The sequence below is a fragment of the Leptobacterium meishanense genome, from assembly GCF_037645805.1.
Lineage (GTDB): Bacteria > Bacteroidota > Bacteroidia > Flavobacteriales > Flavobacteriaceae > Leptobacterium_A > Leptobacterium_A meishanense.
Genome location: NZ_JBBEXE010000008.1, coordinates 127,382 through 143,011, shown reverse-complemented (window position 1 = coordinate 143,011; position 15,630 = coordinate 127,382). Strand labels below are relative to the sequence as shown.

Sequence of the window (15,630 nt, the reverse complement as noted above, 5' to 3'; positions counted from 1 at the left end):
TCCTATGTCAGCTAAAGCTACCTGTACAGTATTACCATCAGAATCCGTTAAAATTAAATTGGTACCATCTTCAGTCAACGATACGTTTGTTGTGTTGGTGTCGGTATCTACTACTGCTGCTATGTCTGCCAAAGCGATCGTAACAGTACCGCCATCAGAATCCGTTAAAATTAAATTGGTACCATCTTCAGTCAACGATGCGTTTGTTGTGTTGGTATCGGTATCTACTACTGCTGCTATGTCTGCCAAGGCGATCGTAACAGTACCACCATCAGAGTCTGTTAAAATTAAATTGGTACCATCTTCAGTCAACGATACGTTTGTTGTGTTGGTATCTACTGCTGCTGCTATGTCTGCCAAGGCGATCGTAACAGTACCGCCATCAGAATCCGTTAAAATTAAATTGGTACCATCTTCAGTCAACGATGCGTTTGTTGTGTTGGTATCGGTATCTACTACTGCTGCTATGTCTGCCAAGGCGATCGTAACAGTACCACCATCAGAGTCTGTTAAAATTAAATTGGTACCATCTTCAGTCAACGATACGTTTGTTGTGTTGGTATCTACTGCTGCTGCTATGTCTGCCAAGGCGATCGTAACAGTACCGCCATCAGAATCCGTTAAAATTAAATTGGTACCATCTTCAGTCAACGAAAAGTTTGTTGTGTTGGTGTCGGTATCTACTGCTGCTGCTATGTCTGCCAAGGCGATCGTAACAGTACCGCCATCAGAGTCCGTTAAAATTAAATTGGTACCATCTTCAGTCAACGAAAAGTTTGTTGTGTTGGTGTCGGTATCTACTGCTGCTGCTATGTCTGCCAAGGCGATCGTAACAGTACCGCCATCAGAGTCCGTTAAAATTAAATTGGTACCATCTTCAGTCAACGAAAAGTTTGTTGTGTTGGTGTCGGTATCTACTGCTGCTGCTATGTCTGCCAAGGCGATCGTAACAGTACCGCCATCAGAGTCCGTTAAAATTAAATTGGTACCATCTTCAGTCAACGAAAAGTTTGTTGTGTTGGTGTCTACCCCAGCCAAGTCTCCTTGATTTGTAAATCGTTGCCATGAGGTGCCTCCCCAATAATAGTACCCCGGTGTTACATCGGCAACCGTTGCGGTATTGTAGATCAATAAACCGGCTGCAGGGCCTATTACAGGGTTTGGAAGATTGGTAGCTTGTAATGCCACTCTGGGGACCAGTACCCCTTTATCCGTAGCCGACACATCCAATTGTGCTGATGGGTCGGGTGTAGTAGTTCCTATACCGGTCTGTGCATATCCCAAACTGGACATCACTAATAAAACGATAAGTACGATAGCTTGTTTCATCATAGTAGTAAATATAATTTAAGCATTTATGAATGCTTTACAGATTAGTTTTTAAATTCCTGAATGCTTTGCATAGTGTGTTAGGTTAAAAAACATAAGAAGGCAAGTTCATGTTTGGGATGTCACAATATACAAAGCTAAGTTCAGGGGGTTCTTGCCCTCTTTATTTACAGAGTAGGCAAGAAGCAATGTCTTATTATTTTTAAATTTGACTTAAAGGTTAATTTTTTGGTTACATTTACAATGTTTTCTGATTTGAAAATGCTACTTCTCAAAACTTAACATATATCAAATTTAATAGCAAAGCATATAGGCTTATATACAAAAGAAGCGGAAAGGGTTGTTTGTCTTAATGGAGGGATGTTTAACATTGTTGTTTTGTGAAAAATGCCTCAATAAATGTGAGGTAGTCGCAATAAACTTTAAATCGGTTTATTCTCTAGTGCTATTAATCAACTTTTTCTGTTTATTAGCCATTCCCAACAGTAAGCAATCATCACTAAAAATGAATTTATTTGGTTAAATAACTATATCTAATTTGAATAGCTACATTTGTACTTTTAAAATCTATTTTACCTATGCAAAAAACATATTATGACCCAAAAGATTTAAAAAAATTTGGAAGTATTACGGAATGGCAAGAAGAACTTGGAGAAAAATTTTTTGACTACTATAGTACTGTGTTTAAAGACGGCGTTTTATCTGCCCGGGAAAAATCGCTCATTGCCCTCGCTGTTTCGCATGTAGTGCAATGCCCGTACTGTATTGATGCCTATACAAAGGATGGTTTGCAACGGGGTATCGAAAAAGAAGAAATGATGGAGGCTGTTCATGTAGGGGCTGCTATCAGAAGTGGGGCTTCGCTTGTTCATGGGGTTCAGATGATGAATAAATATGATAAGTTAAGCATGTAATATTCTGTTGAACGTTTCGTTGATTTGTTTATATAATTTAAGGTTTGATAATGGTTACAAAATCACTACACGCCCGAAATAATGAATTGGCTGATGCCGGGCATCAATTGGACTTTCTGTCGAATGGTATTTTTTCTGATGGCGAACTCCCTACGTTTAAAGAACAATTGGCTAACATTGGGCAGTTTCCATTGCGCCCTAAAAAGCTTGAGATTTTACAGCTTAATCTAGGGTATATGTGCAATCAAACATGTTCGCATTGCCATGTGGATGCAGGGCCGGACCGGAAAGAGATTATGAGCCGTACAACTATGGAGCATTGTTTAGACGTTATTAAAAACACGGATATAAAAACATTGGACCTGACCGGAGGTGCTCCTGAAATGAACCCCGATTTCAGATGGTTTGTTGAAGAGGCTGCTAAAGCCGGTATAGCAGATTTTATAGTGCGTTCTAATCTTACCATCATTCTGGCTAATAAAAAGTACCATCGCCTGCCTAACTTCTTTAAAAAATACCGTATTCATGTGATCTCTTCTTTACCTTTTTACAAAAAGGAGCGTACAGACAAACAACGAGGGAATGGGGTATTTGACAAATCCATAAGAGCATTGCAAATGCTCAACGCCGTTGGGTATGGAAAAGAAAATACCGGTTTGCAACTCGATTTGGTGTATAATCCGGCAGGGGCTTTTCTTCCCGGAGACCAAACAGCAATGGAACGCGATTTTAAAAAAGCACTCAAAGAAGATTTTAATATCGACTTTAACCAACTTTTTGCGCTTACCAATCTTCCTATTAGCCGGTTTTTAGAATATCTCATCGCCTCTGATAATTATGAAGAGTATATGCATACATTGGTAGCTGCATTCAACCCTGTTACGGTCGCTAATGTGATGTGTACTAATACGCTCTCTGTGGGCTGGGACGGTTTTTTGTATGATTGTGATTTTAATCAGATGCTGAACCTGAAAGTCGCCTCAAAAAATAACCATATCACTGATTTTAATGAGGCTCTAATCGAAGATAGGGACATCATAATATCACAACACTGTTATGGGTGTACTGCAGGTGCAGGGAGCAGTTGTCAGGGAAGTGTTTTGTAATTTGAAAATCGATGAAGAAGGCTTTAATTATTTTTGTTCGCAACCCGAAATTGGGAAACGTAAAAACGCGCTTGGCAAAAACCATTGGGGATGCATATGCGTTGCAAGTCTATAAAATTTTGATAACGCATACAGTGGCTGTTACCTCCGCTCTTGATGTTGCTAAGTTTGTGTATTATGCTGATCATGTTCAGAATGACGACCTATGGAGCCCCCATACATATTATAAAAAAGAACAGCAAGGCAATGATTTAGGGGAACGGATGAAAAATGCATTTCAAGAGTTGTTTGACAGCGGATTTGATCGTGTAGTGATCATTGGCAGTGATTCTTACGATATAACCCATCAACATATAGAAAGTGCTTTTGATGCCCTGAATGAAAGTGATGCAGTGATAGGTCCGGCAAAAGATGGGGGGTATTATTTGTTAGGGTTGAAAAAAATGGTTCCTGAAATATTTGAAAACAAAGAATGGAGCTCTTCCAGTGTCCTTGAAAAAACTTTATTGGACTTAAAAAATCATGCGGTTGTACTTTTAGAACCTTTAAATGATATTGATACTTATGAAGATCTTCTTAACTACAACATATTTGAACCTTATATAAAAACACTTTCATGACGCTTGAACAACTAAAAGAAACTACTGATTATTTAATTGACAAAGGCTTCCATCAACCTGAAATCGGGATTGTGTTGGGAACAGGTTTAGGGCAAATGACAGGGGAAATCCAAAACCCTATAGAAGCACATTATAATCATATCCCTTCCTTTCCGCTTGCTACTGTAGAGTTCCATGCCGGAAAGCTTATTTATGGCAGCATTGAAGGCAAAAAAGTAGTGATGATGCAAGGGCGTTTCCACCGTTATGAAGGTTATGACCTGAAAGATATTACCTATCCCATTCGTGTAATGCATGCATTGGGAATTAAAAAGGTACTTATATCCAACGCGGCAGGTGCTATCAATCTCCAATTCAAAAAAGGGGAGCTCATGCTCATTGAAGACCATATCAACCTCCAAGGAAGTTCTCCTTTAGCTTTTAAAAATGTGGCCGAATTTGGAGAGCGTTTCACTGATATGAGCGAACCTTATGACCCTACTATACGGAAAAAGCTACTGGAAATTGCAGCAAAAGAACAAATAACATTGCAAAGAGGTGTCTATGCCTCAGTTGTAGGGCCACAACTGGAAACAAAAGCAGAATACCGTTATTTAAAAATTATAGGGGCAGATGCCGTAGGCATGAGCACCGTACCCGAAGTAATTGTTGCAAATCACTTAAATTTGCCCTGTATTGCTGTTTCGGTATTGACAGATGAATGTGACCCTGATAATTTAAAACCTGTTAATGTCCAAGAAATTATATCCGTTGCCGGAAAGGCAGAGCCCAAAATGGTAACCCTTTTTAAGTCGCTAATTAAAGAATTAGATTAACCTATGAGTTATTTGGATACCACAAAAAAAGTCTATAAAAAAGCAGCCCTTACTCCAGATGTTGGGCTTTGTTGCACGACCAATCCTATATGGGAACTGCCTGGACTCACTATTCCAAAGATTATGCAGGAGATGAACTATGGTTGTGGGAATACCGTACATGCCCGTGATTTAGTCAAAAACCCTAAAATAGTGTATGTGGGGGTAGGTGGTGGTATGGAATTGTTGCAATTTGCCTATTTCTCGCGTCAAAAAGATGGTGTAATAGGTGTGGATATAGTAGATGAAATGCTAGAAGCTTCTCGTAAAAACCTTAAAATTGCCGAAAATCAAAATGATTGGTTCAAAAGTAACTTTGTCTCGCTGAAAAAAGGAGATGCACTCAACCTCCCGGTGGCAGATAACAGTATGGATGTGGCCGCACAAAATTGTTTGTTCAATATTTTTAAAGAAGAGGATCTAAAAAAAGCCATTGCCGAAATGTACCGTGTGCTAAAGCCTCATGGCAGACTGATAATGAGCGATCCCATATGTGAACAACCTATGAACGAAAGTCTGAGAAATGATGAGCGGTTGCGTGCGCTATGCCTTAGTGGGAGCCTTCCTCTTGCTGATTATGTAAAATTGCTTACAGATGCCGGTTTCGGAACTATCGAAATACGTGCCCGAAAACCCTACAGAGTACTGAACCCATCAAATTATGACACCGAAACGTTAATTTATATAGAAGCTATAGAGGTTGCTGCCATCAAAGATCCTATGCCTGAGGATGGCCCATGTGTATTCACCGGAAAAGCAGCTATCTATTTTGGGAAAGATGACTTTGTAGATGATGAGAAAGGGCATATTTTGCTTAAAAACCAACCGCTAGCTATCTGTGATAAAACAGCCAATGCACTAAAAAGCCTTCATAGAGATGATATTTTCATTAGTGAATCTACCTGGCATTACGATGGAGGCGGTTGTTGCTAGTGCATAACTCATAATCTTTTATTAAATTACCCTGCTATAACGTTAAGTTGTTATAGTAAAGACGACAGAACTATTTTAAAAGGTTTTATGGAGCATATTGTTATTATCGGAAATGGAGTCTCAGGAGTTACTGCCGCTAGGCATATACGAAAACTATCTGATAAGCAAATTACCATTATCTCCGACGAAACTGATTTTTTCTTTTCCCGTACTGCCTTAATGTATGTTTTTATGGGGCACATGAAATTTAAGCATACACAACCTTATGAAAATGCATTCTGGAAGAAAAACAACATTGCCCTTAAAAAAGGATTTGTTACAACCGTTGATACTGATAAGAAAGAACTTTTGCTTTCTGATGATGCTAAAATAGCATATGATAAACTCATCATTGCTACCGGCTCCAAACCCAACAAGTTTGGTTGGCCTGGTCAAGATTTGGACGGGGTAATGGGCCTATACCACAAGCAAGACCTAGATTATCTTGAAAAACACTCCAAAGGTTGTAACAACGCTGTTATTGTTGGTGGTGGTTTGATAGGAATTGAGCTTGCAGAGATGTTGTTATCAAGAAATATCTCTGTCACTTTTTTAGTGAGGGAGGCCAGTTTTTGGGACGGTGTATTGCCCAAAGAAGAATCGGCCATGATAAATAGGCATATTTTGGAACATCATATAGATTTGCGCCTGGAAACCCATTTAAAAGAAATCCTTCCCGATAATGACGGAAAAGTGAAAGCGGTAGTAACTGATAGGGGTGAAATTATAGAATGCCAAATTGTAGGTTTAACCGCCGGTGTATCCCCCAATATCAATTTTTTGGAAAATTCCGGAATTAAAATTGACAAGGGGGCTATTGTAAACCGCTACCTCGAAACCAATGTAAAGGATGTATATGCTATCGGTGATTGTGCGCAGCAAGAAGAAGCCATTGGTCACAGAAAACCTATTGAAGCTGTTTGGTACACCGGAAGAATGATGGGAGAAGCTGTTGCGCAAACCATCTGTGGCAATAAAACACCATACAATCCCGGACATTGGTTCAATTCGGCAAAATTCCTGGATATTGAATATCAAACCTATGGTTGGGTATTCCCAAAACCACTAGATTATGAACAGCAATTTTATTGGGAACATCCCAAAGGGAAAAAATGTATCCGAATAGCATACCATAAGAAAACCAATGAATTGCTAGGGGTTAATAGCTTGGGAATCCGATTACGGCATGAAGTTATTGATAAATGGTTGACTGAAAAGCGTTCTGTAAACTACGTAATAAAACATTTTGAGCAAGCCAATTTTGATCCTGAGTTTTTTTCAACCCATGAAAAAGAAATTCAACAGCGATTTAACAGCTCTCAAAAGGTTTAAAAACCTGTGAGGTCTAAAACAAAAAATAGTATAATGAACAACATAGACAAAAGCCTATCCATAACAGCCACTTCTAATGATAAAGCTGATTTCATTCAAAAAATAGCTTTACTGATTGGGCTGTCTGGAGTTTTTATCCTGACGCTTGCCCTTTTTAATGTTCATTTTCCGAACAAAGCCTTATGGTTCACCCTTTCCATAGGTTTTATCGTCATCGGTGCCATTGTTTATGCCAATCGCTTATACTTAAGTCATCCAGAAGGCATTAAAAATAATGGTGTTTGGTTTAAAAGTATTTCCAATGCCGGCCTTTGGGGATGGGTATTAGGTATTATTCTAACCGGTTTTTATGTGATCCTGTATTGGTTTCCCGAATATATGGGCCTCAACACTGATGGAAAAAACACAGGGATCATACAACTGTTTGATCCAATGAGTTATACCTTAAATGGACATGCGGCAAGCCAGTGGTTTGTATACGGAACGCTTTATACGGTGGCTATTCTCGTTTTGGGCTATAAGTTTATTTTAAAATACAGGCATAACAGGTATCAAGTTGTGCGGACGATATCCGTGATGTTTTTCCAATTAGGTTTTGCGTTCCTCATTCCGGAAATATTAGAAAAACTGAACCCCGACAAAGCCTACTTTGGTAAAGACCTGAAAAACATGTGGCCATTGGATTATGATTTCTTCTTCGACTGGCATCTAAAGAACCTGCTCAATGGGGAGCACCTAGGCATGTTCATGCTTATTTTTGGGTTGGCAATGATCTTTATTATTTCCCCTATACTCACTTATTTCTATGGAAAACGCTGGTATTGTTCCTGGGTATGTGGTTGTGGTGGACTGGCAGAAACTGCCGGTGATCCTTTCCGGCAACTTTCAAGTAAAAAAGTAAGTGCCTGGAAATTGGAACGATGGCTTATTCATTTGGTTTTAGTCTTTGCCTTTTTAATGACCATTGCTGTCATTTTTTCTTTTCTCAGCAGAAATCCTGATCTAAGCATCATTACCAAAGGCCAATTTATCTGGGGGGTTGTCGCTCTCCTCATTTTTGTTATTGGGGCCATTTTCATTTTCAAAAGAAAAGAAATGGACAAAGATGCTCTTTTTACAATGGGATCACTTGGGCTTATCATCATCGGGGCTATCCTCTTTAATTATCTTTCAGGAGAAAAAAATATATTGTTCGTAAGCAGTTACAAGCTCCGCGAATGGTATGGCTTCGGCATTGGTGCTGCTTTTTCAGGCGTTATCGGCGTTGGTTTTTATCCACTATTAGGAAGCCGTGTTTGGTGCAGGTTTGGCTGCCCCATGGCAGCTATCTTAGGATTGCAGCAACGCTTATTTTCACGTTTCAGGATTACCACCAACGGAGGGCAATGCATTTCTTGTGGAAACTGCTCTACGTATTGCGAAATGGGTATCGACGTCCGTGCTTATGCCCAAAAAGGTGAAAATATTGTCCGTTCCTCCTGTGTAGGCTGTGGAATTTGCTCTGCAGTTTGTCCGAGAGGTGTTCTTAAATTAGAAAATGGAAAACAAGAAGGGCGCATCAATGCAAATGAAATCCTTCTCGGAAACGATGTCAACCTGATGGGTTTAGTCAACAATAAAAGTAGCTAGTCAATCCATATGGCAACCATCAAGGTTATTATTCCGGCATACAACGAAGAAGCTTCCATTCCATTAGTTATTAAAGAAATCCCGAGTATTGTTGACGAGGTTATTGTTGTCAACAATAACTCCAGTGACCATACTGAAGAAGCTGCAAAAAAAGTAGGGGCTACGGTGCTTTTTGAACCCAAAAAAGGATATGGATATGCTTGTTTAAAAGGAATGGAATATATTGAATCACTCTCTAAAAAGCCTGATATTATTGTTTTTTTAGACGGCGATTATTCCGATTACCCTGAAGAGCTGACTAAAATTGTTGCTCCTATCCTTAATAAGGATATGGATTTTGTTATAGGGGCCAGAGTGAGAAGATTACGAGAAAAACATTCTATGACTCCTCAACAAATCTTCGGAAATTGGTTGGCAACCTTCTTAATGAAACTTTTTTTTAAGGCAAAATATACCGACTTGGGGCCCTTCAGAGCTATTAAATATGAAAAGCTGCTATCACTCAATATGACTGATAAAACCTATGGCTGGACAGTAGAAATGCAGCTAAAAGCCCTTCGAAAAAAACTGGTATACACCGAAGTCCCAGTACATTATAAAAAAAGAATTGGAGTCTCAAAAGTTTCAGGAACCATAAAAGGTGCTATCTTTGCAGCCATAAAAATACTTGGTTGGATAATTAAGTATAGTTTTAAATAACATGGGCCTTATTGTTTCTTACATTATTATTGCAATTTATTCCACGGCATTGCTGCTTATCTTTTTCTACAGCTTGGCACAACTCAATTTACTGTTCAATTACCTAAGCTATAAAAAGAAAGATAAAGAAGCTCCTAAATTCAATTTGATGGACCCTAAGGAAATTCCTTATGTAACCATTCAATTGCCTATTTATAATGAATTGTATGTGGTAGAGCGGTTATTAGAGAACATCTCAAAAATTGAGTACCCAACAAATAAACTGGAAATACAGGTTTTGGATGATTCTACAGATGAATCCGTTGCTGAAACTGCTAAACAAATTGAGGCACTTCATAAAGAAGGCTTGGACATTAAGCATATCCGAAGGGAAAACCGGGAAGGGTTCAAGGCTGGTGCTTTAAAAGAAGGCTTAAAAATTGCCAAAGGCGAATTCATTGCCATTTTTGATGCCGATTTTCTTCCTGATACCGACTGGTTAAAGAAAACCGTTGTTTACTTCAAAGACCCCGAAATTGGTGTGGTACAAACCCGATGGGGGCATTTAAACAGGGACTATTCCATATTGACTAAAATCCAGGCCTTTGCACTAGATGCCCATTTTACTTTAGAGCAAGTTGGGAGAAATTCTAAAGGGCATTTTATCAATTTTAACGGAACCGCAGGCATTTGGCGAAAAGAGTGCATCCTCGATGCCGGAAACTGGGAAGGCGATACCCTAACAGAAGATCTCGATCTAAGTTATCGTGCACAACTCAAAAATTGGAAATTCAAATACCTGGAAGATGTAGAAACACCTGCCGAGCTTCCGGTAGTTATAAGTGCTGCCCGTTCACAACAATTCCGTTGGAACAAAGGAGGAGCCGAGAACTTCCGGAAAACCGTAACAAAAGTCTTAGCTGCTAAAAACATACCTTTAAAAACAAGGCTACATGGCGTATTACATTTACTTAACAGTACCATGTTTTTATGTGTATTAACGGTTGCTTTGCTAAGTATTCCAATGCTTTATATTAAAAACTCATATGGGCACCTTGCCTGGATTTTTGATGTATCTAGCTTCTTTATTGTAAGCACCATCATACTCTTTATTTGCTACTGGTTTACTTATAAAAACATACAAGGGGGCGGATTTGATAATTTCATTGATTACATCCGCATGTTCTTCACGTTCTTCTCCGTAGCTATGGGCTTCTCATTACACAATTCCGTAGCCGTTCTCGAAGGCCATATGGGAAAACGAAGTGAGTTTGTACGGACTCCAAAATTCAACATCAAAACACTTGCAGACTCTTGGAAAGGAAACAAATACTTACGCAAGAACATTTCCAAGAATACCCTTATGGAAGCTGTGTTAATGCTCTATTTCCTTTTTGGGATGTACAGTGCAGTCCCCTTAAATGATTTTGGGTTGTTCCCTTTTCATTTTATGTTGTTTGTAGGCTTTGGGTTTGTTTTCTTTAAATCACTAACCTCAAAAGCTTGATTTTAAACTATTGGAAATATCACAAATTTCCAATCTTGTTTGCCATTGCCGCTATATTTCTTTACGGAAGTTTTGCTTACGACCTGTTGCGAACCGATTTCACCAAACTAATAACCCTTTACGGAGCCTTATTTTTCTTATTCTATAAACTCGTCCAATTTGAAAAAGGGAATTTTAAACTTTTACTTGTTCTAGCTATCCTATTCCGGTTGGTCTTTCTATTTACCATTCCAAACCTTTCCCAGGATTTTTACCGATTTATATGGGACGGGCGAATGATTCTAGAAGGATGGACCCCTTATCTATATACCCCTGAATCCTTAATAGCTTCCGGAACTGCTCCCATTGACCAAGCAAAAGAGCTCTACGAAGGAATGGGCTGGTTAAGTGCCGGGAACCACACAAACTATCCTCCATTGCACCAGTTGGGTTTTATCATCGCAGGTATTTTTGCAGGGAAAAGCATTGTAGGCTCCGTTGTGGTCATGCGGATTGTTATCATTGCTGCGGAATTAGGGACTTTGTATTTCGGAAAAAAACTATTGGAACGTCTGAACCTTCCCGTCCATTACATTTTTTTTTACACCCTCAACCCTTTTATCATCATAGAACTTACCGGAAACCTCCACTTTGAAGCCGTTATGATTTTCTTTCTCGTTTGGGGTCTGTATCTACTTCATATTGAAAAATGGCGGTATGCTGCCCTTGTAATGGCACTGTCTGTGTCTGTTAAGCTCATTCCTTTATTGTTCTTGCCATTGGTGTTCCAAAAACTGGGATGGAAAAAATCCATTATTTTCTATACGATCATCGGTATCGTGAACTTCCTTTTGTTCCTGCCTTTTCTTTCCCCACAATTCATTCAGAACTATACTGAAACCACCGCTTTGTGGTTTACCAATTTTGAGTTCAATGGTAGTTTTTATTACCTGATACGGGAACTAGGTTATCACATAAAAGGCTACAACATCATCCGTGTTTTTGGGAAGATTACTCCTTACATTCTCTTAGCTTTTGTACTGGCAATGGCTTTTTTACGCAAAAGCAAATCAACATCTCAGCTCATTACTGCTATGTTGTTCAGTCTTTTCTTTTACTATGCTATAGCCACTGTAGTCCATCCCTGGTATATTGCGACACTGGTTATTTTAAGCCTTTTTACCAAATACCGCTTCCCACTTGTTTGGAGTTTTGTCATTATACTTTCATACATCGCCTATGGAAATGCCGATTATAAAGAAAATTACCCCTTGCTTTTTATAGCATATGGGATGGTGTATGGCTATTTTTTATATGAAGTAATTAAATATCGACCAAATTCAGCTCAGCCATTTTAGCTGTTGAAACATAACCTTCGGCTACCACCAGGACCTGCAATTGGCAAAAGAAGTGATGGTGTCGGCCATACAGGAGCTAAAATCCTGCTTGGAAATGGAGGCCTTTACGTTGAAAGATATTCAGGTAAACCTCCATATTTTGGACGACGCTAAATACGATTACCTGTTTAGTGTAGATACATTGAACGAGTTGGTATTGAGCGGCATGCCTTTTAGGGATGCCTATAAAAAATGGGTGAAGACATTGCCAACGGTACCTTTACGCCAAAAAAAGACAGTAAACATACCCACGAAGGCAGTATAGGAAATCTGTGTTTGGAGGAAATTGTAGGGAAGATGGAAATTATTTTTAAAGAAAAAATTAAAAAGTAATATTTAAATGAAAGAATTTAATTCTAAAATTGAAAGGGATTTTCTGAAAATTCTTTCAAAAATAGATAAAAAAAGTGAGGTTAATTTAGCGACCTATTTATCTGAATGTATTTTAAAGAATGACAGGCTTATTGATATAGGTAATGAAAAAATATCATTGATTTTTAATACCAAAAAAGAGAATGTATTAACTTTTATGAAAGACTTGACTATTATTATTTCATTAATCGAAATCTTAAAAGATGAAAAAATAATTTTCACACATACTAATCCGAGAATTTTAAAATTAACAACAGAACCAACTCAAAAACAAAATAGAATAAATCCATTAACAAATGACAAGAACATCCAAAATAAAATTCAAAACTCTACGGATTATGGAAAATGGGAATTACCAACAACTTTATCTGGTTATATTTTTGAGTATATTAACGAATTTTGCTATGTAAGACCTGAACTAACAGAATATATTAACAATGATTTCAGCACACCTGAACAAATCCGATTTAAAAAAACATTACTTTGGACTAGAATAGCTACTTTAATTTCGTTCGTAGGTTTATTAATTGCTATTACAATTCCCTTTTTAGCTAAAACTGATGTTTACGACATACACGAAATGAACAAAACGGACATAAAAACCAAGGAAATTATTAAGGATACACTATTGAATAAACAATTAGATACTACGCTACCCACCCCCTCTACTAATACTCATGTCTCACGAGTGCCGGATACGATAAGAAAGAAAAACTAAATACTATAACAACCTTACCATAGCTGTTTCGTGTTTTAATCCAATGAGCAGAAAAATTGACAGTAAAAACAACTTGTTTCGGCTGAATTTGTTAAATTCGGAGCATTGTAGTAATGTATAATATACTCATGAAAAGGTTTTGGATGGGAAAATTTATAAAAACTCAACAAGTAGTAATTAGTCTAATTTTCATTTTAACATCAAAATTAGTACTAGGCCAGTTAATGGGATTTGAAAGAATAAATGATTCCGATGTAAGTCCATGGATTCCCAAATTTACCATTGAGTACCAATACGTTTATCATTTCGGAGACTCAGAAGCAGAATCTGATCTCATTTTGTTATTTAGTAATGATAAGATTTACGGACAGATAAAGTATGGTGCATGGAGTGATGATGGAAATTCATGGGTTTGGACTTATGAAAATTTGACTAATGTAAAGGTGGAAGGTAATAAATTTTATTCTGATCAAACAGATGGTGAATTTGTAATATACGATAGTGGAGTGGAAAAAATAAATGGGTTAAAAATATATGATCCTTGGATTGAAATAGGTGTAAACAGTGCTTATGAAGTTGGAGTAAAATCGTATTCGATTGAAAATTATTATAATGGTTTATTTACTAAAGCATCAAAAAGGCTATTAAGTAAAGAAGAGTTGAGAACTATGACAAAGTCAGAGTTAAAATTTATGCGAAATGAAATCTTTGCCCGATACGGGTATATATTTAATCCTGGTGGTGAAATGGACACATATTTTAATAGTCAAAATTGGTATTCAGGACAACATTACAATGTAGATAACTTTCTGACTGACCTAGAAAGAGAAAATATTGAACTAATCCAGTTGGTTGAGAAGGAATAAAATTAACTCAAAACTTTAAAAAAATGAGCACCGAAAAGCAACTACAAACCTACGAAGCACTTAATGAACAACTTTCTAAAGAAAATCCGGAAATCACTACCGTACCTATTGAAGAGCTATATGAAAGTGCATTCAAGGAAGGCCTTATATTAGCTGATGACGATGCGCTTAACCTAATCGTATCCACTACTGAGCGACCTGTTTTTTCAAGTGCCATGTGTGCTAATCTCAAAGCAGAGCACCAGCGGTGGCATAATCTAGAGATGATGTATTTCCACCAAGGGGATTACAAAGCAGCGAATGCATGTGCAGCAAAAAGAAGGCAATGCTATGCACTATATATGAAAAATTGTAAGCCTTAAGAATTGCTATTATAAATACTCAATAATATACAAATATAAAGGCATTCCTAGAGTTATATTAAAAGGGAAGGTAATCGCCAATGCCATAGGGATATACAATCCGGGATTTGCTTTTGGGGCAGCCATTTTCATTGCTGCCGGCACCGCAATATAAGATGCGCTTGCCGCAAGAATGGATAGTAATAACTGGTCGCCATGGCTGTCCGTTACAAAACGGCTGGCAAAGGCTACTAAAATCCCGTTTATCAATGGAACTATAATCGCAAACACAAATGGAAATACCCCGTTTTTACATAGCGCTGCCAACCTTCTTCCGCTTACAATACCCATATCTAGTAAAAATACTGCCAAGAACCCTTTAAAAATATCGGTAGTAAAAGGTGCTATTCCTTGTGCTTGTTTTTCATTGGCCATATAACCTATAACCAAGCTCCCTATAATCAGCAAAACACTCCCATTAGTTAGGGAGTGCTTCACCAATTTTAAAAATGGAACGGAGTTGTTTTTTTCTTTTTCATTGCTAAATACCGAAAGGAGAAAAACCCCAATAATAATTGATGGTGCTTCCATCACAGCCATTACGGCCACCATGTGCCCACCAAAATCAATTTGTTGCATTTCCAAAAAGGAAACTGCTGTAATAAATGTTACTGCACTTACTGATCCATAAGCCGCTGCAATAGCACCGGCATTATAAACCCCAACCCGCTTTTTGAGAATAAAAAACGTATAAACAGGAACAATAAGTGCCAGTAGCACCCCAAAAAGCAATACTAGGAGGATGTCTATTCCCAGTGTACTGTGTGCCAATTCCTGTCCTCCTTTAAACCCTATTGAGAACAATAGATAGAGCGATATAAACTTAGAAGAGTTTTCCGGAATGGCTAAATCGCTTTTTAGCTGTACTGCCAATATTCCTAGTATAAAGAACAACAAGGCAGGGTTTGTCAAATTGTCAATGAGCAAGTCAAAATTCATACAATACTAGATAAGAT

The 15,630-nt window shown here is 38.0% G+C and carries 15 protein-coding genes and 1 pseudogene; 14 read left to right on the top strand and 2 right to left on the bottom strand.

Annotation, left to right across the window (positions count from 1 at the left end; translation table 11 throughout):
* Positions 1–1,332, bottom strand: a 1,332-nt coding sequence (locus tag WBG21_RS09865; protein WP_340077412.1) for a beta strand repeat-containing protein, incomplete at its 3' end; no start/stop codon positions are given.
* A 575-nt stretch (positions 1,333–1,907) separates the two neighbouring features.
* On the opposite strand from WBG21_RS09865, the gene WBG21_RS09860 reads away from it, so the two are divergent.
* From WBG21_RS09860 to WBG21_RS09795, 14 genes and pseudogenes are all read left to right on the top strand, one after another.
* Positions 1,908–2,243, top strand: coding sequence for an arsenosugar biosynthesis-associated peroxidase-like protein (locus WBG21_RS09860; protein ID WP_340077410.1), 336 nt, complete (start codon positions 1,908–1,910; stop codon positions 2,241–2,243).
* Between the two features lie 50 nt (positions 2,244–2,293).
* Positions 2,294–3,349 (top strand): arsenosugar biosynthesis radical SAM (seleno)protein ArsS, encoded by a 1,056-nt coding sequence (arsS, locus tag WBG21_RS09855; protein WP_340077408.1) that lies wholly within the window; start codon positions 2,294–2,296, stop codon positions 3,347–3,349.
* A gap of 11 nt (positions 3,350–3,360) precedes the next feature.
* On the top strand, positions 3,361–3,969 hold the full coding sequence (locus WBG21_RS09850; protein ID WP_340077406.1) for a TIGR04282 family arsenosugar biosynthesis glycosyltransferase: 609 nt from the start codon (positions 3,361–3,363) through the stop codon (positions 3,967–3,969).
* Positions 3,966–4,784: a purine-nucleoside phosphorylase gene (locus WBG21_RS09845; protein ID WP_340077404.1), complete on the top strand. Its 819-nt coding sequence runs from the start codon at positions 3,966–3,968 to the stop codon at positions 4,782–4,784. The genes WBG21_RS09850 and WBG21_RS09845 overlap by 4 nt, the downstream gene beginning before the upstream one ends.
* A 3-nt stretch (positions 4,785–4,787) precedes the next feature.
* Complete coding sequence (gene arsM, locus WBG21_RS09840; protein ID WP_340077402.1) at positions 4,788–5,756, top strand: arsenosugar biosynthesis arsenite methyltransferase ArsM; 969 nt, start codon at positions 4,788–4,790, stop codon at positions 5,754–5,756.
* 87 nt (positions 5,757–5,843) lie between these two features.
* A complete protein-coding gene (locus WBG21_RS09835) occupies positions 5,844–7,127 on the top strand; it encodes an NAD(P)/FAD-dependent oxidoreductase (RefSeq protein WP_340077400.1) in 1,284 nt (427 codons plus the stop codon).
* Positions 7,128–7,160: 33 nt separating this feature from the next.
* Positions 7,161–8,756, top strand: a complete 1,596-nt coding sequence (locus WBG21_RS09830; protein ID WP_340077398.1) for a 4Fe-4S binding protein — start codon at positions 7,161–7,163, stop codon at positions 8,754–8,756.
* A 9-nt stretch (positions 8,757–8,765) separates the two neighbouring features.
* Complete coding sequence (locus WBG21_RS09825; protein WP_340077396.1) at positions 8,766–9,455, top strand: glycosyltransferase family 2 protein; 690 nt, start codon at positions 8,766–8,768, stop codon at positions 9,453–9,455.
* A 1-nt stretch (position 9,456) separates the two neighbouring features.
* Positions 9,457–10,941 carry a cellulose synthase family protein gene (locus WBG21_RS09820; protein ID WP_340077394.1) on the top strand — a complete coding sequence of 495 codons (1,485 nt, stop codon included), beginning with the start codon at positions 9,457–9,459 and terminating at the stop codon, positions 10,939–10,941.
* On the top strand, positions 10,938–12,278 hold the full coding sequence (locus tag WBG21_RS09815; protein ID WP_340077392.1) for a glycosyltransferase family 58 protein: 1,341 nt from the start codon (positions 10,938–10,940) through the stop codon (positions 12,276–12,278). The genes WBG21_RS09820 and WBG21_RS09815 overlap by 4 nt, the downstream gene beginning before the upstream one ends.
* A 7-nt stretch (positions 12,279–12,285) precedes the next feature.
* Positions 12,286–12,650, top strand: a pseudogene (locus WBG21_RS09810) (argininosuccinate lyase); the annotation flags it as partial.
* Between the two features lie 7 nt (positions 12,651–12,657).
* The gene (locus tag WBG21_RS09805) at positions 12,658–13,407 is read left to right on the top strand and encodes a hypothetical protein (protein ID WP_340077388.1); all 750 of its coding nucleotides are present in this window, start codon (positions 12,658–12,660) and stop codon (positions 13,405–13,407) included.
* A gap of 143 nt (positions 13,408–13,550) precedes the next feature.
* Entirely contained in the window at positions 13,551–14,273 is a 723-nt protein-coding gene (locus tag WBG21_RS09800; protein ID WP_340077386.1) for a YARHG domain-containing protein, read from the top strand.
* A 23-nt stretch (positions 14,274–14,296) separates the two neighbouring features.
* Positions 14,297–14,635, top strand: a complete 339-nt coding sequence (locus WBG21_RS09795) for a hypothetical protein (RefSeq protein WP_340077384.1) — start codon at positions 14,297–14,299, stop codon at positions 14,633–14,635.
* 9 nt (positions 14,636–14,644) lie between these two features.
* On the opposite strand, the gene WBG21_RS09790 is transcribed toward WBG21_RS09795, so the two are convergent.
* Positions 14,645–15,613 (bottom strand): sodium-dependent bicarbonate transport family permease, encoded by a 969-nt coding sequence (locus WBG21_RS09790; RefSeq protein ID WP_340077382.1) that lies wholly within the window; start codon positions 15,611–15,613, stop codon positions 14,645–14,647.
* Positions 15,614–15,630: the final 17 nt, after the last annotated feature.